20 protein-coding genes and 1 tRNA gene are annotated in these 23,908 nt (G+C 71.0%); 6 read left to right on the forward strand and 15 right to left on the reverse strand.

Annotated elements, in window-relative coordinates:
- Nucleotides 1-173: 173 nt before the first annotated feature.
- From ACFUJY_RS34110 to ACFUJY_RS34125, 4 genes are read right to left on the reverse strand one after another with little or no spacing between them, the layout of a single operon-like run.
- Nucleotides 174-1,175 carry a VlmB-like protein gene (locus ACFUJY_RS34110; RefSeq protein ID WP_383306881.1) on the reverse strand — a complete coding sequence of 334 codons (1,002 nt, stop codon included), beginning with the start codon at nucleotides 1,173-1,175 and terminating at the stop codon, nucleotides 174-176.
- Nucleotides 1,172-1,801, reverse strand: a complete 630-nt coding sequence (locus tag ACFUJY_RS34115) for a flavin reductase family protein (protein WP_383306883.1) — start codon at nucleotides 1,799-1,801, stop codon at nucleotides 1,172-1,174. The genes ACFUJY_RS34110 and ACFUJY_RS34115 overlap by 4 nt, the downstream gene beginning before the upstream one ends.
- Nucleotides 1,798-2,313 (reverse strand): hypothetical protein, encoded by a 516-nt coding sequence (locus ACFUJY_RS34120; protein ID WP_383306885.1) that lies wholly within the window; start codon nucleotides 2,311-2,313, stop codon nucleotides 1,798-1,800. Before ACFUJY_RS34120 ends, ACFUJY_RS34115 begins: the two co-directional genes overlap by 4 nt.
- A gap of 28 nt (nucleotides 2,314-2,341) precedes the next feature.
- Nucleotides 2,342-3,400, reverse strand: coding sequence for an acyl-CoA dehydrogenase (locus tag ACFUJY_RS34125; RefSeq protein WP_383306886.1), 1,059 nt, complete (start codon nucleotides 3,398-3,400; stop codon nucleotides 2,342-2,344).
- A gap of 347 nt (nucleotides 3,401-3,747) precedes the next feature.
- Here ACFUJY_RS34125 and ACFUJY_RS34130 point away from each other — a divergent pair, with 347 nt between their 5' ends.
- Nucleotides 3,748-4,761 carry a bifunctional lysylphosphatidylglycerol flippase/synthetase MprF gene (locus ACFUJY_RS34130; RefSeq protein ID WP_383306888.1) on the forward strand — a complete coding sequence of 338 codons (1,014 nt, stop codon included), beginning with the start codon at nucleotides 3,748-3,750 and terminating at the stop codon, nucleotides 4,759-4,761.
- Nucleotides 4,762-4,800: 39 nt separating this feature from the next.
- Nucleotides 4,801-4,950: a hypothetical protein gene (locus tag ACFUJY_RS34135; protein ID WP_383306890.1), complete on the forward strand. Its 150-nt coding sequence runs from the start codon at nucleotides 4,801-4,803 to the stop codon at nucleotides 4,948-4,950.
- A gap of 79 nt (nucleotides 4,951-5,029) precedes the next feature.
- On the opposite strand, the gene ACFUJY_RS34140 is transcribed toward ACFUJY_RS34135, so the two are convergent.
- Both ACFUJY_RS34140 and ACFUJY_RS34145 read right to left on the reverse strand, forming a co-directional pair.
- Nucleotides 5,030-6,061 (reverse strand): iron-containing redox enzyme family protein, encoded by a 1,032-nt coding sequence (locus tag ACFUJY_RS34140; protein ID WP_383306892.1) that lies wholly within the window; start codon nucleotides 6,059-6,061, stop codon nucleotides 5,030-5,032.
- A 229-nt stretch (nucleotides 6,062-6,290) separates the two neighbouring features.
- Nucleotides 6,291-6,378, reverse strand: a tRNA-Thr gene (locus tag ACFUJY_RS34145).
- Between the two features lie 177 nt (nucleotides 6,379-6,555).
- On the opposite strand from ACFUJY_RS34145, the gene ACFUJY_RS34150 reads away from it, so the two are divergent.
- Nucleotides 6,556-6,936: a hypothetical protein gene (locus tag ACFUJY_RS34150; RefSeq protein WP_383306894.1), complete on the forward strand. Its 381-nt coding sequence runs from the start codon at nucleotides 6,556-6,558 to the stop codon at nucleotides 6,934-6,936.
- A 98-nt stretch (nucleotides 6,937-7,034) separates the two neighbouring features.
- Here ACFUJY_RS34150 and ACFUJY_RS34155 read toward each other — a convergent pair whose 3' ends face one another.
- Nucleotides 7,035-7,394: a nuclear transport factor 2 family protein gene (locus ACFUJY_RS34155; protein ID WP_383306896.1), complete on the reverse strand. Its 360-nt coding sequence runs from the start codon at nucleotides 7,392-7,394 to the stop codon at nucleotides 7,035-7,037.
- 138 nt (nucleotides 7,395-7,532) lie between these two features.
- Between ACFUJY_RS34155 and ACFUJY_RS34160 the strand changes: the two genes are divergently transcribed.
- Entirely contained in the window at nucleotides 7,533-8,951 is a 1,419-nt protein-coding gene (locus tag ACFUJY_RS34160; RefSeq protein WP_383306898.1) for a pyridoxal phosphate-dependent decarboxylase family protein, read from the forward strand.
- Nucleotides 8,952-9,011: 60 nt separating this feature from the next.
- On the opposite strand, the gene ACFUJY_RS34165 is transcribed toward ACFUJY_RS34160, so the two are convergent.
- The gene (locus ACFUJY_RS34165) at nucleotides 9,012-10,277 is read right to left on the reverse strand and encodes a hypothetical protein (protein ID WP_383306900.1); all 1,266 of its coding nucleotides are present in this window, start codon (nucleotides 10,275-10,277) and stop codon (nucleotides 9,012-9,014) included.
- Entirely contained in the window at nucleotides 10,277-12,019 is a 1,743-nt protein-coding gene (locus ACFUJY_RS34170; RefSeq protein ID WP_383306902.1) for a hypothetical protein, read from the reverse strand. The genes ACFUJY_RS34165 and ACFUJY_RS34170 overlap by 1 nt, the downstream gene beginning before the upstream one ends.
- 371 nt (nucleotides 12,020-12,390) lie before the next feature.
- On the opposite strand from ACFUJY_RS34170, the gene cysD reads away from it, so the two are divergent.
- Nucleotides 12,391-13,323 (forward strand): sulfate adenylyltransferase subunit CysD, encoded by a 933-nt coding sequence (cysD, locus tag ACFUJY_RS34175; RefSeq protein ID WP_383306904.1) that lies wholly within the window; start codon nucleotides 12,391-12,393, stop codon nucleotides 13,321-13,323.
- 26 nt (nucleotides 13,324-13,349) lie between these two features.
- Here cysD and ACFUJY_RS34180 read toward each other — a convergent pair whose 3' ends face one another.
- Together ACFUJY_RS34180 and ACFUJY_RS34185 are read right to left on the reverse strand one after the other, a co-directional pair.
- On the reverse strand, nucleotides 13,350-14,165 hold the full coding sequence (locus ACFUJY_RS34180) for a BTAD domain-containing putative transcriptional regulator (protein WP_383306906.1): 816 nt from the start codon (nucleotides 14,163-14,165) through the stop codon (nucleotides 13,350-13,352).
- Between the two features lie 379 nt (nucleotides 14,166-14,544).
- Nucleotides 14,545-15,978, reverse strand: coding sequence for an MFS transporter (locus ACFUJY_RS34185; protein ID WP_383306908.1), 1,434 nt, complete (start codon nucleotides 15,976-15,978; stop codon nucleotides 14,545-14,547).
- A 164-nt stretch (nucleotides 15,979-16,142) separates the two neighbouring features.
- On the opposite strand from ACFUJY_RS34185, the gene ACFUJY_RS34190 reads away from it, so the two are divergent.
- Entirely contained in the window at nucleotides 16,143-16,742 is a 600-nt protein-coding gene (locus tag ACFUJY_RS34190) for a TetR/AcrR family transcriptional regulator (RefSeq protein WP_383306910.1), read from the forward strand.
- 64 nt (nucleotides 16,743-16,806) lie between these two features.
- Here ACFUJY_RS34190 and ACFUJY_RS34195 read toward each other — a convergent pair whose 3' ends face one another.
- The 4 genes from ACFUJY_RS34195 to ACFUJY_RS34210 form a co-directional block, all read right to left on the reverse strand.
- Nucleotides 16,807-17,289: a nuclear transport factor 2 family protein gene (locus tag ACFUJY_RS34195; RefSeq protein ID WP_383306911.1), complete on the reverse strand. Its 483-nt coding sequence runs from the start codon at nucleotides 17,287-17,289 to the stop codon at nucleotides 16,807-16,809.
- 17 nt (nucleotides 17,290-17,306) lie between these two features.
- Nucleotides 17,307-18,041 carry a thioesterase II family protein gene (locus ACFUJY_RS34200; RefSeq protein ID WP_383306913.1) on the reverse strand — a complete coding sequence of 245 codons (735 nt, stop codon included), beginning with the start codon at nucleotides 18,039-18,041 and terminating at the stop codon, nucleotides 17,307-17,309.
- 7 nt (nucleotides 18,042-18,048) lie between these two features.
- Nucleotides 18,049-19,623 carry a long-chain-fatty-acid--CoA ligase gene (locus ACFUJY_RS34205; RefSeq protein WP_383306915.1) on the reverse strand — a complete coding sequence of 525 codons (1,575 nt, stop codon included), beginning with the start codon at nucleotides 19,621-19,623 and terminating at the stop codon, nucleotides 18,049-18,051.
- A gap of 107 nt (nucleotides 19,624-19,730) precedes the next feature.
- The gene (locus ACFUJY_RS34210) at nucleotides 19,731-23,801 is read right to left on the reverse strand and encodes a type I polyketide synthase (protein WP_383306917.1); all 4,071 of its coding nucleotides are present in this window, start codon (nucleotides 23,799-23,801) and stop codon (nucleotides 19,731-19,733) included.
- Nucleotides 23,802-23,908 lie beyond the last annotated feature (107 nt).

Raw genomic sequence — 23,908 nt, forward strand, 5'->3', positions numbered from 1 at the left:
GGAGAGTGGCTCCATCAGCCGGCGGCGTGCGGTGCGGCAGGCGGCACGGCGGGGCGGACGCACGACGGACCGGATCGAGCGGCTGGTGCCGGCCGATCCGGTCCGGGGCCGGCGGTGGGGTGGCTACCGCCGGACGTCGAGCGGTCGCGCGGGTGGGGCGATCCCGGTCGCGGTCACCTCGGGTGGGTGCGGATGAGGTCGACGGCCTCGGGGATTCCCATGTAGGGCAGGCGGATCTCGGCCATGTCGTCGGTCCAGCGTTCGGCCAGCTCGTAGCGCTGCTTGGGGGTGGTCTCCAGCAGTTTGCAGCCGGGGAAGACCTGGTAGCCGTCGAGGAGGGCGGCGTGCTGGAACATGCCTTCCTGGAAGAGCTCCTCCCGTTCGAGGACGAACTCCTCCGAGGGGAGTTCGTCCCACAGGGCCCGGCCGCGGCGGATCAGTTCGATCAGGCGGGGGCGGTAGGAGGGGTTGCGCCGGAGATGGTCGCGGACGATGGAGCTGCCGACGGTCAGGTGGCGGATCTCGTCGATGGAGGCGCCGCGGGCGATCTCGGAAGCGGCGGGGTCGAGCAGGGTCCATTTGCGTTCGCTGAGTTCGGCGGCGGGGGCGAGGACGCCCTCGATGACGATGGTGAAGACGGCGACCGCGCCGATGAAGTCGCCTTCGTCGCGGACGACCGTGGTGGCGAATTCGGCGATCGGGTTGAGGACACGGTTGGTGTAGTCCTCGCCCTGGCTGGAGATGAAGCCGAGGAGATCCTGTTCGGGGATGCCGAGGTCGACCAGGTGTTTGCGGAAGATCATGGCGTGCCGGGCCTCGTCGACGACCTGAGTGACGAAGAACTCCTGCTCGACGACGCCCGGGGCGCCGATGACGTAGTTCGACAGGACCTTGACCGCGCGGGATTCGGCGAGGGAGCGGTTGCCGAGTTCCAGGACGAGCGCCTCGCGCAGGGGGCCGTCGGCGCGCATGTAGTCGGGGGTGGCCGCGGTGTGGCCGCGTTCGGCGCGGCCGTCTCGCAGGGTGCCCTGGGCGACCGCGGAGAGCCAGTAGCCGAGGTCGCACTGCTCCGCGGTGAGGGTGAGTTCCTGCGCCCCGTCCAGGAGGTTGGGGGCCAGGTCCCAGTCGGCTTCGACGGGGACCTGCTCGGGCGTGGACGGCGTGTGGGTGGTCATGACACCTCGCTGTGAGAAGGGGCGGTCGCGGTGGCCCGGGGGACCGGCGCGGGGGTGAGGACACCCGTGTGCACGCCGCCGGCGAAGCTGAGCAGGGGGATGTCCGGGCGGTGGGCACCGCCGGTGACTTCGGCGAGGAGCAGGTCGTGGTCGCCGACCTGGTGCCAGCCCCATACCCGGCAGGACATGTGGGAGAGGCAGCCGTCCAGGAGAGGTGCGCCGCTGAGGGGGTCGGTGGTCCACTCGTACGGTGCGAACTGGGCGTCGCCCAGCGGACGGTGCGGGTCTGCGAAGTTGTGGGCGGTCTCGTTCTGCGCGGCGGACAGGACGTTGACGGAGAAACGGCCGGTCCGGCGGACCAGCCTGGCGAACGTCGAGGCGGGGCGCAGTCCCACGCCGAGGATGAGGGGGTCGCGCGAGAGGGTGGACACGGCGCTGGCCGTCGTGCCGTGCCTGAGGCCGTCGTGGTCGACGGTCAGGACAGTGACGCCGGAGGTGAGGCGGCGCATGGCCTGGCGGGCCTGGTCGGGGTGGGCGAAGTCGGTGGCGCGGGCCGGGCCGGGGCCGGCGGCTTCCGCTGCCGGGCGGCGGGGCGGGTCGGTCAGCCCGGTGCGGTGGCCGGTCATCGGCGGGCCCCGACGACGGTGGTGCCGTGGTCGTCCGGCAGGGGCAGCGGGACGGGCCCGTCGGTGGCCGCGCGGCGCTTCAGGAAGGCGGTGATCTCGTCGATCTGGGGGGTGGCGACCGGTTCGAAGGGCAGTCCGAACGGCTTGTAGAAGTTGCCGAAGACCCCGCGGTCGCCGAACACGTGGAACGCGAGGGCCAGCAGCGCCCATTCGGGACCGATGAGCCACATCCACAGGGCGGCCACGGCGCCGACGGTGATCAGGCTGTGCATCGTGTTGTACAGGACGTAGTACGCCTTGGGGATGCGGCCGTCCTTGCTGCGCCGGAAGGCGATCGCGCCGGGGATGTAGCCGACGAGGTCGATGTACAGGAACAGGGCGATCGCGTAGCCCCAGCGGATCTCGGTGAAGTGCAGGAGGATCAGGGCGATCGACACGGCGAAGGCGACCAGATACTCGGCGCGGTGGAGCGTGAAGGTGACGCGGGACTCGACCGGGTTCTTGATGTCCATGGAGGGCCTTCCGTCGGGCGGGGTCGGGTCAGGACAGTCGCAGCGGGCCGCCGGCGAAGTAGTCGGCCATCTCGGCCGCCACGCTGGCGCGGGAGGGCGGGTGGAAGGCCAGTGCGCGCACGGCGGACGCGAGGTAGGAGACCTCCGCCGAGCGGATGTAGGACATGCCGCCGAGGATTTCCACGGCCTGATCGACGGTGGCGGCCAGAAGGTCCTGCGAGGCGTAACGGGCGGTGAGGACGGCGGCGACGGCCTCGTCTCCGTCCACACCGTCCTCCAGGGCGCGGGCGGCGCCTTCGACCAGGCCGACCGCGGCGTCGAGGCGGATACCGAGGGCGGCACGGTCGGCGGGGGTGCCCCGGCCCGCGGTGATGACCCGGTCGACGAGGGCGGAGGCAGCGCCGGTGTACGCGGCGGTGGTGAGCAGTTCGAACCAGGTGAACCCGCCGGTCTGCAGGTCGTCGAGGCGGCCGTGGTCCTCGGGGGTGCTGATGATGGTGAGGTCTTCGGGCACCTCGACGTCGGTCAGGTGCACCTCGTCGCTCTGGGCGGCCGCCAGGACGGGGGTGGACCAGAAGGGGGTGATGGTGATGCCGGGCGAGGTGGCGGGGATCAGCATCAGTGACAGGCGGGAGGTTCCGTCCGGCTGGGTGAGCATGACGCTGGCGGTGAGCACGTCCATGGAGTGCGAGAGGCTGCAGGGCTTCTTCGAGCCGTTCACGCGGTAGCCGGTGGGCGTGTGTTCGGCGGTGATGGAGGGGGCCAGGATGTTCTGGTCCGTGCGGCCCTCGGCCCACCCGGAGGCGAGCAGGAGGTTCTTGGGGGCGACAGCGGAAAGCAGTTCCAGCTGTGCCGGGGTGAGGCGGGCGGTGATGCCGGCGAGGCGGAAGAGCATCGCGACGGTGAAGTGGTGCATCACGGTGGCCACGCCGAGGGACGGGGAGGCCGCGGCGATCGCGCGCTGGACCCGTACGGCGTCCAGGGCGCCGGCGGCCTGGCCTCCGTACGAGGTGGGGACGAGCAAGGAGGGGCCGTTGTAGGTGCGGTAGAGCTCCAGCACCGGACTGTCGGCACCCTCCCGTTCCATCAGGGGGATTTTCTCGATCGCCTCGAGAAGTCCTTTGTGGAATTTTTCGCAGACATCCCGCGCCGTCGCCAGGGAGCGCATGCCGTGTTCTCCTCGAACCAACTGGGAGTTCTCCTCGAAAGGCGAGGAATGACGTGTGGAATATTCGTCCAGAAGTGTGGCATCCGATGTCTGACCCTGCCCTGACACGACTCTGACCATGCATTGCCCGGAGCCGCGGGGCCTGCTTGGGGAACTGGCCCTGACCATTCGCTGACCGGTCGCTGACCGGGTGGGGTGGATGCTTGCGGGCCGCTTCGGGCGCGTGGGATAAGTGATGGAACTGTCGGCTGGAGAATGGACTTCACATGACCGGGGCAATCCTGGAGACGGACATTGCACTGGATGCCGTCCGCCGGTATGCGGATGCCGACAATCCGAGCGCCTATTTCGCTTTCAATGACGGCAACAGTTATTTCCGTCTGCCGGACGTGCCGGGCTTGATCGTGTACCGGCAGGTGGGCGGATACCTGGTGCAGTTCGGCGGCCCGTTCGCCCCGTTCGAGCCTTCGGGACCTACCGGGGCGCGGGAGCGGCTGCTGCGCGGTTTCGTGGCGTACGCCGAGAGCCAGGGCCGGCGGATCGTCTCCGTCCAGGTGCAGTCCGGCGACGCCCAGCTGTTCGTGGACCACGGGTTCACGGTGAACCAGATGGGCTCCTCGTACGCCGTGGACCTGGCGGAGTTCACCTTGGCCGGGACCCGGTTCATGCAGCTCCGCAACAAGATCAAGCGGGCTCTGCGGGCCGGCCTGGCGGTCGAGGAGGTGCCGTACGACGAGTGGGCGGAGCGGGTCGAGAAGCTGGACGCCGCGTGGCTGACCACCAAGGGCGAGGGCGTGAAGCCGCTGGAGTTCCTGGTCGGCCAGACCGGCGGGCGCCATCAGGACCTGCGCCGGCTGTTCGTGGCGCGGCGCGGCGACGAGCTGGTGGGGTACGTGTCGTACGCGCCGGTGTACGGGTCGCGCGCCGGGTGGATGCACGACCTGAGCCGGCGGGTGCCGGACGCTCCGCCGGGGGTGATGGAGGCGGTGAACAAGGGGGCGATCGACGTGTTCCGGCAGGAGAAGGTGGGCTGGCTGCACTTCGGCTTCACGCCGTTCACCTCGCTGACGGCGCCGCAGTTCCCGGGGCACAGCAAGGCGTTCCACTGGTTCATGGAGTACCTGTGGGAGCACGGGGCGCACATCTACCCGGCGCGGACGCAGCTGGACTACAAGCTGAAGTGGGCGCCTCAGGTGGTGCTGCCGGAGTACGTGGCGTTCCAGGGCGCGGCGAGCCTCCCGGCGCTGGTGCACGTCTTCAGGGCGTGCAACGCGGTGTGAGGCGGCCATGGTAACGAGAGCGGGAGGGAGGTGAGCGCGATGGCGGAGTCTGCGGAGATCGAGGCGCAGGGGCAGCGGGTCGTGGAACTGTTCCAGGCGTGCGCGGCCGCCCCGGACGACCCGGCGGCCGCGGAGCGGGCGGACGCGAGTCTGGCCGTGCTGGACGCGCTGCTCGGCGAGGCGCCGTAGGGCGGCGGGCCGATCAGGGCCGCGGCCCTCACCCGGATTCGGGTGAGGGCCGCGGTGCTGTGTGCCGACGGACCACGGTTCAGCCCGTGGTGACCGGGGTGCGGCGGTCGGCGGCCAGCGCCAGTTCCAGCCGCTCGTCGAGGTGACGGGCGGAGGAGTTGACGCGCCACAGGGCGCCGCGCGCGATGCCGCGCCGCATGTAGTCGGAGCCCGCGCTGGGGATGACGACGTTGTGGAACCAGCCCGAGGCGTGCTGGGAGTCGATGGTGATGTGCAGTCGGTGGTAGGTGATGCCGACTTCCGGCAGGCCCAGGCGCTCCCAGGCGCTCACGACGTTGCGGAAGCGGTCCGGGGCGAGCCACTCCGTCATGCCGAGGAAGCCGACGGCCTCGGGGTACAGGTGGCGGTAGCGGCACAGCAGCACCGCTATGTTGCCGGAGTGCAGGTCGGTGGTGGTCATCGCCGCCTCGAGTTCCTCGGGCCGGACGTCGAACACCTCGTAGATCTTGTTGAAGAGGTGGGTGTGGACGGCCTCGGGGTCGCCGTTGCCCATCTCGTCCCAGTAGTTGTTGGCGATCTCCATCTTGCTGGCGCCGGCGGTGCCGATCTGCATCATCGCCAGGAAGTCGTCGAACCGGCCGTCGATCAGCGATTCCTGGATGACGTAGGTGCGCAGGTCGTCGCGCTGGGCGTCCCGGTTGATGAACTCGGTGTAGTACGGGTGCTTGTAGGCGCGGTGGCCGCGGACCATGCCCTTGAGCCAGGACAGGAACTGCTTGGGGTCCGCCGGGGCCTGGTCGAGGATGCCGGGCTCCAGGTGGGCGTCCTCGACGCCGATGGTGGCCCGTTCCAGCATGCGGGTGACTTCGTGGAGCAGGGCCGAGCCCTCCGCGGTGGGGTGGTCGGGGATCTGCATCACCGTCTGGTAGATGCGGGAGAGCAGCAGCTGCTGCGCGTAGCGGGCCCGGTCGGCGGGTCCGCCGGTGCCCGCGGCGGCGGCGTTGACGGCGGAGACCTCCGCGACGATGCGCTCGCGGTCGCCCCCCAGGGCCCGGTCGAACTCTTCTGCGGGTGCCGTCAGCCAGGACGTGATCTCGTCGACGATCGCCATGGGGTCGGTCGGAGCGCCTGTGGCTGTCGCCGTGGCGGCACTGTCATTGCTGAACACTGCTTCTCCAATGTCTGTCGGGAACCGGCGTCGATGCGCGTCGTGTCCACGTGAGCCGCCGCTCTCGGGCATGCGGATGAATGGATCCCCAATTACGGATCGGCCGTCATGCCAAAGACACGCGCATCCGGCTCGGGGGATTCGGATACGCGTGCCTTGGGATGAGCATCGGCGGAGAGGGCAGGATTCGAACCTGCGTGGGCGTTAACCCGTCCGACAACAAGTGCCGGACCCCATTCGGCCGCTTTGGGAACCTCTCCCGGCCTTTCGGTGACTTCAGCTTCGCACGAGTGCGCTGACACGCCCCTGATCGGACCCTGAGCACGGGCAGCGTCAGGAGCGTGTCAGAAGGCTGCGGGGATAGTGGCGTACGCAGCCGGCGTGCTCGGGAATAGACGCGCGGCCGGTTTCCCAGTGTCCTAGCGAGGAGAATTCCGGTGACCGCCGAGTCCGTGAAAATTCCCGTGTCGAGGCTCTACAACGACGAGAGCGGGGAATCGCACTTCGTCGACGAGATGCTGGAGGTGACGGCGATGAACTTCGCGCCGCCGGCTCCTTCGCTCCACGTCTCCGAGGGCGTGCCGGCCAAGCAGGCCGTCTACCTGTTCATCCCGAAGGGCTGGGTGGGCGACTTCCACCCGGCGCCGCGCCGTCAGATCATGACGCTGCTCAGCGGTTTGCTGGAGTGCGGCGTGAGCGACGGCGCTTGGCGTACCTTCTCGCCGGGCAACAGTCAGCTGGTGGAGGACACGGTGGGCAAGGGCCACGCGACGAAGGCCCTGGAGGACTGCGTCATGCTCGTCACGCAGCTGGACTAGGGGTTCACCCCTGACGCGGCGCCCTCCCCGGGCCGCGGCCGTACGCACGTGAAAGGGGCGCGGGCCCGTCGGCCCGCGCCCCTTCGGCATGCCGTGGTTCAGCCCTTGACGTACCCGAAGCTCTCGACGATCTGGCCGTTCGAGAGCCTGTGCACGTTGACGCCGCGGATGAAGTCGGCCGGTCCCTGGCCCCAGCGCAGGGTCCAGCGCACGACCGAACGCTCGCCGGCCACCCAGGTCTCCTCAACGGTGAAGTCGGCGTCGCCGTTGGAGGCGATCCCCGACCAGAAGGCCAGGCACTCGTCGTAACCGTTGTGCTTGGAGCCGCCGGGGGCCGGGCCGGAGTTCTCCAGCCGGCAGTCGGGTGCGATCAGGTCCTTCAGCAGCGCGGGGTCGTGCTTCTGGAAGGACTCGTTGAACTGTTCGATAACTTTGCGGGTCTGCTCGTCCGTCGTCATTTTCATCCTCATCTCGTCGCATCGGCATGGGGTGTATGAATCCCCGGGGCAAGTCATATCGGTAGGACCGCGTGCGCGTCCAAGCGAACACGGTGTCCCGTCAGTAGTAAGTCAGCGGAGGCTCCCTACCGTTGGGGCATGACCGATGCGGACAAGGCACCTCTCGACCTGGCCTATCGACAGGCCATCGAATATCTGGCGGGCCTCGCTGAACGTCCGGTGGGAGCCACTGCCGATGCCGAACAACTGCTGAAGACATTCGGCGGGCCCCTGCCCCCGGGCCCGGTTTCCGCGACCGAGACCGTCGAACTGCTGGGGCGGGCCGCGGCCGAGGGCGGAATCCCCACGGCGTCGGGCCCCCGCTACTTCGGATACGTCACCGGCGGCACCCTTCCGGTGGCCATCGCCGCCGACTGGCTGGTCTCGGCCTGGGACCAGACGGCCAGCCTCTACAACCTCTCCCCTGCGGTGATGGTGGCCGAGCACGTGGCGGCGACCTGGGTACTGGATCTGCTGGGTCTGCCGCAGGACGCCTCGGTCGGCTTCCCCACGGGCTGCACGATGGCCCACCTGACCTCGCTCGCCGCCGCCCGCCACAAGCTGCTGGCGGACGCCGGCTGGGACGTGGAGCGGGACGGCCTGACGGGGGCACCGCAGGTGCACATCGTCGCCGGCGCGCAGCACCACATGACGATCGACCTGGCCGCCCGGTACCTCGGGTTCGGTTCCGGGCGCATCCGCAATGTGCCGGTGGACGCCGAGGGCCGGATGATGCCCGCCGAACTGGAACGCGTCCTGGCCCGGCTGGACGGGCCGGTCATCGTCTGCGCGCAGGTCGGCGACGTCAACACCGGCGCGATCGACCCAGTCGGCGAGATCTGCGACATCGCACACCGCCACGACGCCTGGGTGCACGTGGACGGCGCCTTCGGGTTGTGGGCGGCGGCCAGCGCGGCCCTGCGGCCCCTGGTGGCGGGCGTGGAACGAGCCGACTCCTGGGCGCTGGACGCCCACAAGTGGCTGAACGTGCCGTACGACTGCGGCATCGTCGTCATCGCCCATCCCGAGGCGCACCGCGCCGCCATGCTCAACGAGCGGGCGGGCTACCTGCCCGCGGGCACCGAGGGCGAGCGGGACGCGATCGAGTGGGTGCCGGACTTCTCGCGGCGCGCCCGCAGCCTGCCCGTCTGGGCGGCGCTGCGGACCCTGGGACGCTCGGGCGTCGCCGAGATGGTGGAGCGCTGTTGCGCGCTGACCCACCGGTTCGCCGGGCAGCTGGCGGGCCTGGACGGGGTGGAGCTGCTCAACGAGGTGACCCTCAATCAGCTGCTGGTGCGCTTCGGTGACGACGACGAGGTGACGCGGTCGGTGATCGCGCGCATCCAGTCGAGCGGGGTCTGCTGGTTCGGCGGGACGGTCTGGGAGGGCCGTGCCGCGATGCGGGTGTCGGTGGTCAACTGGCGCACCGGCGAGGAGGACGTGGACCGCAGTGTGGCGGTGATCCGCGCGGCCCTGTCCGAGGTGGCCCGGGAGCGCGCGTCGGCGTCCGCCGTCTGACGCACGAGCCGGCCCCCCTCCCCCAGGTTCTGGGGAGGGGGGCCGGCTCGTGCGGTGAGGTCAGCGGGACGAGCCGAGCGGGCCGGTGGCCGGGACGATCATTCCGCTGGGCAGCCAGTCGGGGCCGGTGCCGCCGTGATGGGCTCCCGCCGCGCCCCCGGTGCCGGGGACGTACACGGTGGCGGCGGCGTACAGGCGCAGGGCGGAGGCGGGCGTGCCCCGGGCGGCCCGCCAGGCCGTGTAGCTCGCGGCGCTGGGGGTCTCACCGGGCAGCCAGGTGCCCAGGCCGGCCAGGTAGTCCTCGGCCTCCGGGGCCCGGGGGGCGTAGCTCAGCGGCAGCAGCTGGCCGGCGCTGGGCTTGAGCAGCGGGGCGTTGAGCAGCCAGGGGGCGAGGTACGTGCCTTCGGCGCGGGTCCGGCCGGAGGAGACGGCGCGTACGGCTGAGTCGGCTCCCTTCCAGCCGGCGACGACGACGAGCGGCAGGTTCCGGGTCGTCGGTTCGGCCACGGTCAGTCCGGCCCGGGCGGCGGCGGCGCGGACCTCCGCGGCGGCGGCCCGGCCGCGGGGGGAGGAGTCGGCGGTCAGGGCCAGCGCGTGGTGGCCGCGCCCGGCGAGGTAGTCGACGGTGGCGCGCAACGCGGACGCGTCGGCCGGGGTGAGGGTGTCGGAGGGGCAGCTGGTGAGGGGCACGGTGGGCAGGGCGGCGCCGCTGCCGGGGGCCGCGGTGGAGTGTTCACCGGAGTGGCCGGTGCCGGTTCGGGCGGCCGCCCGGGTGTCGGTGGCGAGGGCGCGCCCGAGTGCGTAGTGAGCGCATTCGGGGCCGTCGGGTCCGCCCACCGTGGCCGTCGGGCCGCGTTCGGCGCGGGTCGCCGCCTTGCCGGTGTCCACCGGCAGGCCCGCGGTGGCGCCGCCCGCGGAGACCCACAGGGTGCTGCGGCCGGCCGGCAGGTCGACCAGGGACCAGGTCAGGGTGGAGCCGGGGCGTGAGCGGCCGGGGGTGAGCCGGTCGGCGGCGGGGCCGGCGGCGCCGTCCTCGGCGCTCATCGCGACGAGGTTGGTGCCCGGGCGGCCCGGGACCACGAGGACGGGCACCTTCTTCTGGCCGACGCTCAGCGAGGTCAGCACCGGTGTGCCGGGCGGGATGTCCGGGCCGGTCTGCTGGGGCTGGGTGGCCGCGGCGGTCGCGGCCAGGACGGTGACGGCCACCGTCGCGCCGAAGTACGCCGCCATGGCGGTCCGGCCGCGCAGCAGGCGGCGCCACAGCAGGAGGGTGCCGAGCGCGAGGGCGGCGGCCAGGACGGCCGCCGCCGGGAGTATCGCGTGCATCACCGCAGGACGTCGTCACTGACGACGAACAGCACGCCGTGCGGCTGGCTGTCGCCGTAGTCGCCGTGCGGCCAGGAGGTGCGGTTGAAGCTGACGCACGGCTTGTGGGTGCGCTCGTCGCGGAAGGCGCGGTCCAGGCTCACCCGGCCGCGGTGGTCCAGGTCGAACATGCACACCCGGTGGTCGCCGCCGCCGCCGAAGGACCCGGAGACGAAGTAGTTGGCGACGGCGATGCGGCGGACCTTGGTGGTCTCGTGGTACGTGCCGTGCGCGGTCCGCTTGAAGTTGTCCATGGCCCCCCAGTGCGGGCCGCCGTCGGTGGTGTCACGGATCGGCACGGTGTCCACCAGGCTCGGGCAGTCCCGCTCGAACGCGCCCCGGTATGCCTCGGCGAGCCGGTCGACGGAGCACTTCGTACCGGTGCCGGCGGCCAGCAGCTTCTGGATGTCGAGGACGTACATCATGCCCGTGGTGGCCTTGTCGAGCGGCTGTCCGTAGGGCGTGGACTGGCCCATGACGGTGTGGAAGAGGAACCGGTCGTCGGGGCTGACGGCCAGCCAGCTGGAGTTGTCGCCGCCGCCGTTGACCTTGGAGCCGGGGTTCAGCGCCTGGTAGGCAGCGGTGTCGTCGAAGATCTCCCGCCACTTGGGGGCGGGGGCGGTGATGTCGGGCGTGTAGAAGACCGCACCGCCGGCCATGGACGAGACGAAGGCGCCCTTGTGGCCGGGCCGGTTCGTCAGGGCGGTCTCCATCACCACGCGGGACTCGCGGAAGAAGGGGCGCGATTCCAGCGCTCCGCGCGGACCGTCGGCGACCTTGCTGACCGAGGTCAGCTGCGGCTTGTTGCGGTCGGAGATGTCGAAGACGCGGACCGTCTGGCGGGCCAGGCTCTCCTCCAGCGGGGAATCGGGGGTCATGAAGTTGCGGGCCTCGGCGAAGTCGCTGGCCACCATGACGTTCAGGTCCTCGCGGACGGCGATGCCGTGCGGGTTGGCGCAGCTGGCGGCGGGGAGCGCGGGAACGTTGCCGCACTGCTCCGGGTTCTCGCCGTCCTCGGTGGCGGCCGGGATCTCTGCGAGGGTCCGGCCGTCCTTGCCGATGCGCACGATCTCGCCCGGGGAACCACCGGCGCCGTTGCCGACGCGTACCTCGCCGTTGGTGTAGGTGCAGGGCCCGGTGACGTTCGGGCCGCCCATGTAGGTGGCGTACGCGGTGCCGTCGCTGAGTACCTGGTACGCGTCGGGCAGGGTGCCGCAGGGCGTGTCCGCAGCCGTGTTGACGCCGACGATCTTCAGTTCGGGCAGGGCTTTGGCGTCGAAGACGAAGGTGGTGTCGGCCATGATGCCGCCGACGTAGATGCGGTCGCCCTTGTGCCAGGCGTACTGCACGTGGTGCGGTTCGTTGCCCTTGTTGGGGCCGACGGTGATGGTGTTCGCCACCTTCCCGTACGTCGACGAGCCGGGGGTGGCGTCGATGACGGTCAGGAAGTCGGGGGCGGGCTGCTGGGCGGGCCCCGCCCAGGCGATCAGCCACTCGCGGCCCTTGCCCCGCGCCGCCTTCGTCAGGTGGTTGGTGGCCGTGTAGGTGACGCCGTCGCTGCCCTGGATCGCCGATGTCGTTTCGACGGGGCTGTACGCGGCGGCGCCGGTGCCGTTCAGCAGAGCGGTGGCCATTCCCACCGCCAGCAGGAACGGCATCATGCGCCGGACCGGCCTGCTCCGCCGGAGTCCTTGAAGGATCATCTCTGCTCAAGCCCCTCGAAATGGAAAGAAAGGGAAAGGGAAGGGATGGTAATTGCCTGCCGCTGGTGGCAGGCACATATCCCCGCCGCACTATCGCATCACCTGGCTGACTCTCCGCTGACACGCCACTTACCGGGTCCTGACGGCAGGCCAAAAGACCGGCGTGGGACGGGATCGCGCAGCTCAGGGCCGGTCGCCGAACCTTCCCCGCCTGCCCATCAGCCACCTGTCAGCACCGCATCGGCGCACCTTCCGTATTCTTCCGGAGGGGTGCCGCAGAAATTCGCTTTCCTTTCTTCTGCATTTCCACCGGCAGGGCCTGCCGGAATCCGTCGCGGTGCCGCGGGCGCCGCTCACCGAAAAGGGTCTGCATGACGGTCTTCGCCACGGTGGGGAACCCCGCGAACGCGCGCGTGCTGAGCCATCTGGACTCGCTGGAGTCCGAGGCGGTGCACGTCTTCCGTGAGGTGGCGGGCGAGTTCGAGCGTCCGGTGGTCCTGTTCTCGGGCGGCAAGGACTCGATCCTGATGCTGCACCTGGCGCTGAAGGCGTTCGCGCCGGCGCCGGTGCCGTTCGCCCTGCTGCACGTGGACACCGGGCACAACTTCCCCGAGGTCCTGGCCTACCGCGACCGCGTGGTCGCCGAGCACGGACTGCGGCTGCACATCGCCTCCGTGCAGGAGTACATCGACGCCGGCACCCTGCGCGAGCGCCCCGACGGCACCCGCAACCCGCTCCAGACCGTGCCGCTGACCGAGGCCATCCAGCAGCACCGCTTCGACGCCGTCTTCGGCGGCGGCCGGCGCGACGAGGAGAAGGCCCGCGCCAAGGAACGCGTCTTCTCACTGCGCGACGAGTTCTCCCAGTGGGACCCGCGCCGCCAGCGCCCCGAACTCTGGCAGCTCTACAACGGCCGGCACGCCCCCGGCGAGCACGTCCGCGTCTTCCCGATCTCCAACTGGACCGAACTCGACGTCTGGCAGTACATCCAGCGCGAGGGCATCGACCTCCCGTCGATCTACTTCGCCCACGAACGCGAGGTCTTCAACCGCTCCGGCATGTGGCTGACCGCGGGCGACTGGGGCGGGCCCCGGGAGCACGAGGCCACCGAGACCCGCCAGGTCCGCTACCGCACGGTCGGCGACATGTCCTGCACCGGCGCCGTCGACTCCGACGCCACCACACTGGACGCCGTGATCAACGAGATCGCCGCCTCCCGGCTCACCGAACGCGGCGCCACCCGCGCCGACGACAAGATGTCCGAGGCCGCGATGGAAGACCGCAAGCGCGAGGGGTACTTCTGACCGCGTCCGCGCCGCTCCGCGTGCCCTCAGGGTGCGACCAGGTCCGGGACCGGCCAGTAGGGCTCGTCCTGGAGGAGCCGCGCGTCGTGGGTGAGGATGGCCTGCTCGTACTGGCTGAGGGCCGGGGAGGGTTCGACGCCCTGGGACTCGATGAGGTTGCGGCGGCACTGGCGGTAGACGCCGAGGGCGTCGAGCTGGCGGCCACACCGGTAGAGCGCGCGCATGAGAAGCATGCAGAACTGTTCGTGCACGGGATTCCGGAAGTACAGTTCTGCCAATTCCGGGAGAATTCGCTCGTGCCCACCGGCGCGGAGTTCAAGATCGTAGAGAAGGGTCAGCGCGGACGTACGCGCTTCGAGGTATCGCGCGGCGGCGGTCTGGCAGATGAGGCCGCCGGCCAGGCCGCCGAACATGGGGCCGCGCCAGTGCGAAAGGGCTTCACGGAGTTCGGTGATGTCCTTTTCCCGGTAGGCGTGGGGCCCGTGGCCCGCTCTGGCGTGGATGGCTTCGACGGCGTCGAGGAATAACGTCGCGTCGAGCTCCCAGCGGCCGACGGTGAACAGATAGCCGGAGGTACTGGTCACCACGCGAGAGGTGTCGCGGCCGGGTTCGAGGGCGGCGAGAGTGCGCCGTATCCTGCTGACCTGCGCCTGGAGTGCGTTCTCCACCTTGGCCGGCGGGGTGGTGCCCCAGAGTTCGGCGATGAGGGAGTCGACGGTCACCAGGTCTCCGCCGGAGACCAGGAGCGTGGCGAGCAAGGTCTGCTGCATGGCGCCGCCCAGCCGAACGGCGGAGCGGTTCTTCTTGATTTCGACGCAACCCAGGACCGAAAACAGCAACACAGAGCTTCTCCCCCGCAAATGGAAAGGTACGTGTCGTCGTGCTGGCTTCTGGCGTACCAAGGGGCACCGTGCGCGGCTCGTACCAGCGCTTCCCCTTGAAATGTCGGATAGTAAACTATCAGACATATAACACTTCTGGACCGATCAGTCTGGATCTTACTTCGCCAGATTTCGGTCTGTCAATGAAACCTCAAGCATGGAATAGATCAAATCCCAGGTCAAAAAAAGAAAAAAATACCCAGACGTCGGTAAATTCGACCTGTATTATGCCCGCCCTAAAGGCTGCACAGTACACGGATGGCGGATGCGGGGGAGCAAATAGTTCGCCGCCGTGTACTGCACAGCCGTCCGGAGGGCCGGGGCGGGGCCCCGGCCGGTTTTACGCGGCGGCCTTCTGCCGGTAGCGCGTTGCTCCCAGGAGGGCGACGAGCGTGACCACCAGGGTGATCGCGGTGACCGTCCACAGGCCGGCCCGGTACGGGGCGAGTCCGGTGCTGGAGGCCAGGGAGAAGACGGTGGCGGTGATGGCGATGACCACGCCGTTGCCGATCTGGGCGCCGGCGTTGAACAGACCCGAGGCCAGCCCCTGCTCGTCCGGTCCGGCGCTGCCGACCGCGGCGATGTTCAGCGCCGGGTAGACGGCGGCGAAGCCGAGGCCGCCGAGCAGCTGCTGGGCGATGAGCGTGACCAGCGGATCGACGCTGCCGATCAGCAGCGACCAGCCCAGGTAGCCGATGCTCAGCATGACCAGGCCGCCGGTGGCCACCGGCCAGGCACCGTACTTGGTGACCAGGGCCGCGCCGTAACGGGCGGTGCCGGCCGTGAGCACACCGCCGAGGAGGAAGGCGAGGCCGGCCTCCAGCGGCGACCAGCCGAGCTCGTCCTGGTAGTAGAGGGTCAGGACGAACTGGAAGGAGACGTAGGCGCCGAAGAAGAGCATGCACAGGTTGGCGCGGGAGAGCTGCGGGCGGGTGAAGATGGCCAGCGGGACCAGCGGTTCGGGGTGGTTGCGCTCGATGACCACGAACAGCGGGAACAGCACGGCGGCCGCCACCAGCGCGCCGATCGTCAGGGCGTCGCCCCAGCCGTGGCTCGCGGCCCGGCTCAGTCCGTAGACGAGGGCGACCGCGCCCGCGGTGACGGTGACCGAGCCGAAGATGTCCAGCTTGCCGCGGCGCCCGCTCTCCTGCCGTCCGGGCACGACGGACCAGGCGAGCAGGGCGACCAGCAGGCCGACCGCGGCGGGCAGGAAGAGGATGAGGCGCCAGTCGACGCCCGCCATCAGGCCGCCCAGCAGCAGGCCGAGCGAGTAGCCGGCGGAGGCCACGGCGAGGAAGGTGCCGAGCGCGCGGTTGCGGGCCTGCTCGTCGCGGAAGGCGTCGAGCAGGATGGCCATGGCGGCCGGTGCGGTGATGCCGGCGCTGACCCCCTTGAGGAGGCGCGCGACGACGAGCACGAGACCGTTGTCGGCCAGGCCCCCCAGGCAGCTGGCGACGACGAACACCAGGAGCCAGCCGATCAGCAGCTTCTTGCGGTTGAAGAGGTCGGCCAGCCGGCCGCCCAGCAGCAGGAAGCCACCGAAGCCCAGGGCGTAGGCGGAGACGACCCATTGCAGGGAGGACGCCGACATCCCCAGGTCCTCCTGGACCAGCGGCAGCGCCGGCCCCATGCTCGCGATGTCCATCGCGTCGAGGAACTGGACCGCGCACACGACGAGGAGGAGCAGCGGAAGGCTCTTGACCGCGGGCGGGGCCGCGGCTGCCTCCCCCGCCCCCGGCACGGGCGGTGAAGTGGAAGTGGAGGCCTCGGTCATGATCACAGACTCCGATCGGAACGGCGTCGAGGGGACGGCTTCGGGAGCGGCATGAATAATGGACCGATCAGTCCCGGACTGATCGGTCCATTTCTAGCGCCCATGAGAGCCCCTGTCAAACGTATGCTGGGAGAGATGCGGGCTAGGGGAAGGAGAACGCAACGATGGCGCGAAAACCGGCACCGGGGACGAGACGCAGAATCCTCACCGCCGCGTCCCGGCTGTTCAGCCAGCAGGGGGTGCGGGCCGTAGGCATGCAGCAGCTCATCGACGAGACCGGGGTCGGCAAGAGCCTCCTGTATCGGGAGTTCGCCAGCAAGGACGAACTGGTGGCCGCCTGGATCCGGGACAGTGACGAGGAGTGGTGGAAGACCGCCGCGGAGGTGACCGGCCCCTATCAGGGCGACCCGGTCGGCCAGATCCTGGCACTGCTGGGCTTCTTCTACGAGAGCGTCCAGTCACCGGACTACTACGGCTGCATCTACTACAACACTTCCTCGGAGTTCCGCGATCCTCAGTACCCCGGGCGCGTGGAGGCGGTGCACCACCTGCGCCGCCTGCGCGACTGGCTGCGGGACATGGGCATCCTCGCGGGAGCGAGTGACGCCGAGGACATGGCCGACGCACTGATGCTCGTCATCGGCGGCCTGCTCAACAACGGCGAGGTGCTGGGCGCTGACGGCCCGGCCCGGATGGCGCTGCCCACCGCGGAACTGGTGCTGCGTCAGTACTGCTCCGTTCCGGTGGGCGCGGTGTCCGCCTGACTCGCACCGTCAGCAGACCGGCCCCGCGGCGCTGGGACGCCGCGGGGCCGGAGTACGCGGCACGTCACTGTGCCTGGGCCACCTTCTCGGGGCGTGCGTCGCGGATGGCGACGCCGTGTTCCTCGTATCCGTCGTTGTAGACGAACGACGTGGGCAGCCGGTCGTGGAACTGGTAGTCGTAGCGAATCCGTCCGTCGTCACCGAGGACGATGACGTCCTGGCCCGCCATCTCCATCTCCCCGGTCGCGCCCGAGACCATCACCCAGTTGAGGCGGACCACGTTGTGGTGCCCGACCGCGTTGTGCGAGGAGCGGAAGGTGTAGCCCATCGGACCGTAGATCTCCTGGGTGTAGGCGAGCTGGTCGATGATCGCCTGATGACCGCGGATCGGGTCCTTGCGGTAGAAGAGGTAGGTGGCGTCCGGCTCGTAGAGCCGCTCCACCCCGGCCCGGCGGCGCTCGGGGTCGGTCTCGTTCCACAGCGCCACATAGGCGTCGAGGAGCGCGTTGGGCGTGGACACCGGTACGGCTGCGGGTGTGGCTGGCATCGGTCGGTCCTCCCTGGTCAGCGGGGCTCCGCGTGGCGCAGCAGCAGCTGCGCCAGGTCCGCGGTGACGGCCCCGGTGTGGGCGTGCAGGTAGAAGTGGCCGCCGGGATACGTACGGCATCCCAGGTAGTCGGGCGTGCGGTCGGCCCAGGCGCGCAGGGCCTCGGGGGCGAGGAGCGGGTCGTCGCGGCCGGTGTAGGCGGCCAGCGGACAGGTGACGGCGGCGCGGTCGTCGGTGTGGTCGGCGCACACCGCCACGTCCGCGCGCAGGGTGCGGACGGTCTCGTCCAGCAGCCGGGGATCGGCCGCGACTCCGGCGGGGAGGGAGTCCAGCCGGCCGGTGAGGGCGAGGGGGTCGGAGGGGAACGGCTCACCGGTGTGGAAGCCGTGCGGGGACCAGCCGGAGACGGCGAGCAGGGCCGGCGCGGGGACGCCGGTCCGGGCCAGTTCCACCGTGACCCGGTAGGCGAGCAACGCGCCCATGGAGTGTCCGAACAGCGCGTACGGACGCTCGTCGAGATCGGCGGCCAGTACCTCGGCCAGGTCACCCACGAGCGGCGCGAGCCGGGTGTACGGCTCCTCCCCGCGGCGGTCCTGACGCCCCGGGAGCTGCACCGCCTGGCAGGTGACCGTGTCCGGGAACAGGGCGGGCCAGTCGCGGTACGCGGTGGCCGCGCCACCGCTGTGGTGCAGCAGGAACAGCCGGATCTCCGCGTCCGGCCCGGCCTCGGGCGGGTGCAGCCAGCGGTGCACGGCCGCTCTAGCCCGCCGCCCGGGGCTGCGCGTCGGCCGCGTGGCGTTCGCGCAGCACCCGGCGCAGCACCTTGCCGGTGGGGTTGCGGGGCAGTTCGGTGACCGTCTCGTACCCGGTGGGGACCTTGAAGCCCGCGATGCGGCCGTTCAGGAACCGCAGGAAGTCCCGGGGCACGGCCGTCGCGCCGGACCGCAGCACCACCGCGGCCCTGACCGCCTCGCCCCAATGGGCGTCGGGGACGCCGTACACCGCCACGTCCTCGACGGCCGGGTGGGCCCGCAGCGCATTCTCGACCTCGGTGGGATAGATGTTCTGACCGGCGACGATGATGGTGTCGTTGACCCGGTCGACAAGGTAGAGGTAGCCGTCCTCGTCGAGGTATCCCATGTCGCCCATGGCGAGCCAGTCGCCGGTGACGGCCTGTGCGGTGGCGTCGGGCAGCTGCCAGTAGCCCAGGAATCGGGCCGGGGTGCGGGCGCTGACGCGGCCGGTGCGGCCGGGGGGCAGGACATTGCCGTGGTCGTCGAGGATACGGATCTCGTTGCCCGGCAGCGCCCGGCCGGCGGAGGCCAGCACGGTGCTCTCGGGGGTGTGGTCCTGGGGCGCGAGGCAGGTCAGGAAGCTTCCGGCCTCGGCCGAGGAGTAGCCCTGGGCGAGCTCGCATCCGAGGACGTCGATACAGGTCAGCAGCAGCTCGCGGTCGATGGGCGAGCCGCTGTACACCACTTTGCGCAGGGAGCGGAAGGTGTCCTTGGTGGTGTGGTGCTCGGCGAGCATCATGCGCAGCATCGCGGGCGCGGCCCACATGGTGGTGATGGCGTGGCGCTCGATGAGGCGTGCGGCCTCGTCGGCGATGAAGCGGCGCATGATGACGGTGGTCGCGCCGGCGTTGAAGGAGTGCATGAACCAGCCGAAGCCCGCGGTGTGCAGACCGGGGAAGCAGCTCAGGCCGCGGTCGGTGGTACGCCAGTCGATCCAGTCGACTCCGGCTCGGCGGGTGTCGGCGATGAGGGTGAAGAACGTGCGCTGGGCGAGGACCACGCCCTTGGGGAGGCCGGTGGTGCCACTGGTGTAGAGCTGGGCGACCGGGTCGTCGAAGCCGGTGACGGGCGGCAGGTCGGTGTCGGGCCGGCCTGCCTTCCAGGCGAGCAGGCCGCCCGCGACGTGGCTGTCGCTGTCCAGGTCGACCAGCTGCCGCAGCTGCGGCAGGGCATGGCTCACCTTGTCGACGGTGGGTCTGAATTCCCTTTCCACGAAGAGCAGTTCGGCCTGCGAGTCGCCCAGGACGTGCTCGACCTCGGTGGGGGTCAGCCGCCAGTTGATGGGTACCAGGACCGCGCCGCTCTTGGCGCAGCCCAGCGCCAGGTCGTAGTAGTGCTCGGACTCCTGGCCGAGGTATCCGACCCGGGAGCCGGGGCCCAGGCCGGCGGCGAGCAGGGCGTGCGCGGTGCGGTTGCTCTCCCGGTGCAGCTGCGCGTAGGTGAGGGTGCGGTCCTCGCAGACGACCGCGGGCTGATCGGGCCGGGTGCGGGCGTGCAGCGCGGCACGCGCGGCGAGCGTCGGCGTGGTGCTGAGGTCCATCAGGTCCCCTCGTCCGGTGGGAAACGGGTGCGGTACGGGGATGCGCTGTACGGGTGTCGGTCGGCGGGCGGGCGGCAGCGGGGATGGGCGCCGGTGGGAACGGCGGATCAGGCGGGGGTGGGGTGGGCGGCGGTCAGCAGGGCCGCGAGGTGGCCGGCGAGTTCGCGCACCGAGGGGTGGTCGAAGACGACGGTGGCGTCCAGTGCCAGGCCCAGCTGGTCCTGGAGCCGGTTCTTGATCGCGATCGCCGTCAGCGAGTCCACGCCCAGTTCCAGGAAGGTGGCGGAGGCGTCCACATCGCGCCGGTCCGTGATCGACAGCGCGTCGGCGGTGAGTGCGCGCAGCAGCTCGACGAGTGCCGTGTGCCGCGCGCCGGGCTCCGCGTGCACCAGGGCGTGGATGTCGACGGATACGGCCACCGGACGGGCGGGAGCGCCGCCGGGGCGGCCGGCGGAGGGGGCGGGGCGGGAGGGCAGCGGGGTGAACGTCATTCCGGTCAGCTCCATGACCGGCTCCCCGTCCGGGTGCGGGCCGGTGGGGGTACAGGTTGCGTCGAGGAGGACGACGTCCAGGTCGAACGCGGCAGACCGGGTGCCGCCCCGGTGGATGCGCAGGAGTGAGCGCAGGTGCTCGCCGCGGGGCTTCTTGAAGGCGCGCAGCCGGGCGATGCGGGTGGCGATGTACGACCGGCCGTCGTCGGCGAAGGCGGCCAGGCCGTGGGTGGCGGCGTCGAGGACGGGCGGGGGCAGGTGTTCGGCGCGGGAGGTGCCGGAGTTGGAGAGCGCGGTGACGGCGAAGTCGTCACCGTATGCGCGGACCTCGGTCACCCGGCTGAACTGCGGTCCGTAGTCCAGTCCCGCCCGGGCGTACGCGGCGTGCACTTCCTCGCCGGTGAGGACCTGGCGTGGTGCCGGGCCGCCGGGGCGGGCGGTGTCGGTGTGCGCGAGGCGGTCCAGCAGCTCGCGTCCGGTCCCGGTGAGTGCTCCGGCGGCCGGCGCGGTGCCCGGGGCGGCGATCACGGCGTCGGCGTGCAGGGTCGGCGGCGCGGTGTCGTCGTCGGCGGGCCGGCTGCGGACCTCGACGGTGAAGGAGCCGTCCGCCGCCGCGGTGGCCCGGGTGAGCAGCAGGGCGGGCCGGTCGGTCAGGAAGAGCGCCTCGTGGAAGCGGATGTCCTCGAGGGCGCGCCGGGTCTCGCCGGTGAGTTCGTCCTGGAGGGCCAGCAGCAGTTCCAGGTAGGCCGAGGCGGGGAGGAAGGCCCGGCCGGCGGCGGTGTGGTCGGCGAGGTAGCCGGGGTGGCCGGCGCTGATGCGGGCGGTGAAGGTCCGTACGCCGGCTGCCGGTGCCCCGTCGGGGGCGGCGGGGCGGCCGAGCAGGGGATGGGCGCCGTCGGCGGCGGTGCGGGGGCCGGGGCGGGCCGGCAGCCGGTAGGGGCGGCTGTCGAAGGCGTAGGGGGGCAGCTCGATCCGCCGGCCGGGCCGGTCCTCGTACACCTGGGGCCAGGCGATGTTCAGTCCGGCCGTGTACGCCCCGGCCAGCGCGGTGGTGAGCCGGACGCCGGTCTCGTCCTTGGGGCTCAGGCAGCTCAGCCAGCGGTGCCGGGCCGGGTCGACGCACTGGCGGGCCAGCGAGGTCAGGGCGCTGGAGGGGCCGACTTCCAGGAAGACGTGGCGGCCCCGGGCATCGATGGTGCGTACCCCTTCGGCGAACGCGACGGTCTCGTTGACGTGCCGGATCCAGTAGTCGGGGGTGGCGAGTTCGGTGTACGTGGCGATCCGGCCGGTGAGGTTGGAGACGATCGGCAGCCGCGGCTCGTGGAACTCGACGGCCGCCAGCGCCTTGCCGAGCTCTTCGGAGACATCGGCCATGAGGGGCGAGTGGAAGGCGGCGGCGACCCGCAGCGGGGTGACGTTCCAGCCCCGCTCGCGCAGTACGGCCACGGCCGCGTCGAGGGCGTCGGCGGCGCCGGAGACGACGCACTGCTGGGGAGCGTTGTCGGCGGCGACCGCCAGGTCGGGCCAGGCGGCGAGCAGCGGTGCGACCTCCTCGGCGGGCGCCGCCACCGCGGCCATGCCGCCGGGGCGGGGCACCGACTCGATGAGGGCGGCCCGGGCGGTGAGGAAGGCGATCCCGTCGTCGAGGGTGAACAGCCCGGCCACGGTGGCGGCGACGATCTCGCCGACGCTGTGGCCGATCAGCACGCTGGGCCTGATCCCCCAGGACAGCCACAGCTGGGCGAGGGAGTACTCCAGGGTGAACAGCGCGGCGTGGGTGTACGGGGTGCGGGCGAGCACCTCGGCGGCGTCGGGCGCCTCGCCGAACATGACCGCCGCCACGGATCTGCCCAGCCGGGCGGTGAACAGGGCGTCGCACGCGTCGACATGACGCCGGAACAGCGCGTTGGAGGCGTAGAGGGAGCGGCCCATTCCGGTGTACTGGGCGCCGGAGCCGGTGAAGAGGAGGGCGACCTTGCGATAGGGGCCCGCCCCCGGGGTGCCGGTCTCGTCGCCGGGGTCCTGCGGCTCGGCCCAGGCACGCAGCCTGGCGGCGAGCTGCTCGGTGTCGGTGACGGCGGCGGCGTGACGGTGCCGGAAGTGCGAACGGCCGGTGGCCCGGGTGCGGCACAGATCCGCGAGAGCGGTGCCGGGGTGGTCGGTGAGGAAGCGGAGGTGGCGTTCGGCCTGCATACGGAGAGCGGGAGGCGTCTTCGCGGAGAGCGTGAAGACGTGCCCGGCCCGGTCGTCGGTCCGGGCGTCCTGCGTCCGGTCGGCGGGTCCGGTCGTGTCCTGCTCGGTCAGTTCCGCGGGCAGGGCGGCGGGCGGTTCCTCCAGGACGGCGACCGCGATGGCCCCGGCGACGCCGAAGCCGTTGACCGCGGCGCGGCGGACGGGCGCCTGCCACGGCCGGGTGGTGTCGGGGACGGACAGGGGGTAGCTGTCCCAGGGGATGCGTCCGGAGAGGTCGCGCCAGCGGTGCGGGTAGAACACGCCCGCCCGCATCTGGGCGATGACCTTGATGACGGCGCCCAGCCCGGCGGCGGGTTCCATGTGCCCGATGTTGGCCTTGAGGGAGCCGACGGTCAGTGGGGCGTCGGGGCTGTGGGAGGCGCCGAAGACACCGTTGATCGAGCCGATCTCGATGGGGTCTCCCAGCGGGGTGCCGGTGCCGTGCGCCTCCACGTACTGGATGTCGCCCGGTTCCAGGCGGGCGTTGGCCAGGGCCGCGCGCATGACGGCCTCCTGGGCGGTGCCGTTGGGTGCGCTCAGCCCCGCGCTCTCCCCGTCCTGGCCGATGGCGGTGCCGCGGACCAGGGCCAGAACGGTGTCCCCGTCCATGAGCGCGTCGGAGAGCCGCTTGAGCACGAGAGCGCCGCAGCCCTCGGCGCGGGCGTATCCGTCGGCACTGTCGTCGAAGGTCTTGCAGTGGCCGTCCGGGGCGAGGAACTGCCCGTGGGAGAGGATGACGAACGAACGGGGACTGTGCAGCGCGTTCGTGGCGGCGCACAGCGCGATGGAGCATTCACGGCGGCGCAGCCCCTCGACCGCGAGGTGCAGAGCGGTGAGCGAGGAGGCGCAGGCGGTGTCCGTGGTCAGGCTGGGCCCGCGCCAGCCCAGGAAGTAGGAGAGCCGGCCCGACATCGAGTACCCGCCGGCCCCGGTGGTGAGAGCGCCGTCGAGCTGTTCGTCGGCGAGTTGCTCCAGCTCCAGCGCGAAGTCGAGCGGGGACGCACCGACGTAGACACCGCCGTCCCCGTGGCGCAGGACGGCGGGGTCGATGCCGGCGTTCTCCAGGGCCTCCCAGGAAGTCTCCAGCAGCAGCCGCTGTGCCGGGTCTATATAGGGGGCCTGCTTGGGCGGGATGTTGAAGAACTGGGCATCGAATCTGTCGACCGAATCCAGAAATCCACCGGCCGTCGCGGTGATCAAGGACTCGTCGACTTCTCCGGCCCAGCGGTCGACGGGCAACGGGCCAATACCGGAGCGCCCCTCCCGTAAGAAGGCGTCGAGTTCGTCGATCGACCCGTTGCCACCGGGCAGCCGCATTCCGACCCCGACCACCGCGACCGGCTCGTGCTTTTCCAGAAGGAGCTGTCCCAGAATTCTGTGCTGCTGGCGCAGGGTTTCCTGAGCCGCCTCGAACTGCCGACGCATTTCCTGGTCCACTCCGGGTCCCTCCGACACGACGACAACCCGCACCTTTCTGCCGATCAGGGCTTTCTAGGATTTCGATGTCCGGCCGTGCGGACGCCCGGGAGCCCGGGCCCGCGGCGTGGAGCGCCACCGGACCC

It is taken from the genome of Streptomyces sp. NPDC057249 (assembly GCF_042669245.1).
Lineage (GTDB): Bacteria > Actinomycetota > Actinomycetes > Streptomycetales > Streptomycetaceae > Streptomyces.

Bases quoted from the DNA above. Each gene is read 5' to 3' on its own strand.
- ACFUJY_RS34110 (WP_383306881.1), bottom strand. From the start codon at position 1,175: ATGACCACCCACACGCCGTCCACGCCCGAGCAGGTCCCCGTCGAAGCC.
- ACFUJY_RS34115 (WP_383306883.1), bottom strand. From the start codon at position 1,801: ATGACCGGCCACCGCACCGGGCTGACCGACCCGCCCCGCCGCCCGGCA.
- ACFUJY_RS34120 (WP_383306885.1), bottom strand. From the start codon at position 2,313: ATGGACATCAAGAACCCGGTCGAGTCCCGCGTCACCTTCACGCTCCAC.
- ACFUJY_RS34125 (WP_383306886.1), bottom strand. From the start codon at position 3,400: ATGGAACGGGAGGGTGCCGACAGTCCGGTGCTGGAGCTCTACCGCACC.
- ACFUJY_RS34130 (WP_383306888.1), top strand. From the start codon at position 3,748: ATGACCGGGGCAATCCTGGAGACGGACATTGCACTGGATGCCGTCCGC.
- ACFUJY_RS34135 (WP_383306890.1), top strand. From the start codon at position 4,801: ATGGCGGAGTCTGCGGAGATCGAGGCGCAGGGGCAGCGGGTCGTGGAA.
- ACFUJY_RS34140 (WP_383306892.1), bottom strand. From the start codon at position 6,061: ATGGCGATCGTCGACGAGATCACGTCCTGGCTGACGGCACCCGCAGAA.
- ACFUJY_RS34155 (WP_383306896.1), bottom strand. From the start codon at position 7,394: ATGACGACGGACGAGCAGACCCGCAAAGTTATCGAACAGTTCAACGAG.
- ACFUJY_RS34160 (WP_383306898.1), top strand. From the start codon at position 7,533: ATGACCGATGCGGACAAGGCACCTCTCGACCTGGCCTATCGACAGGCC.
- ACFUJY_RS34165 (WP_383306900.1), bottom strand. From the start codon at position 10,277: ATGCACGCGATACTCCCGGCGGCGGCCGTCCTGGCCGCCGCCCTCGCG.
- ACFUJY_RS34170 (WP_383306902.1), bottom strand. From the start codon at position 12,019: ATGATCCTTCAAGGACTCCGGCGGAGCAGGCCGGTCCGGCGCATGATG.
- cysD (WP_383306904.1), top strand. From the start codon at position 12,391: ATGACGGTCTTCGCCACGGTGGGGAACCCCGCGAACGCGCGCGTGCTG.
- ACFUJY_RS34185 (WP_383306908.1), bottom strand. From the start codon at position 15,978: ATGACCGAGGCCTCCACTTCCACTTCACCGCCCGTGCCGGGGGCGGGG.
- ACFUJY_RS34190 (WP_383306910.1), top strand. From the start codon at position 16,143: ATGGCGCGAAAACCGGCACCGGGGACGAGACGCAGAATCCTCACCGCC.
- ACFUJY_RS34195 (WP_383306911.1), bottom strand. From the start codon at position 17,289: ATGCCAGCCACACCCGCAGCCGTACCGGTGTCCACGCCCAACGCGCTC.
- ACFUJY_RS34205 (WP_383306915.1), bottom strand. From the start codon at position 19,623: ATGGACCTCAGCACCACGCCGACGCTCGCCGCGCGTGCCGCGCTGCAC.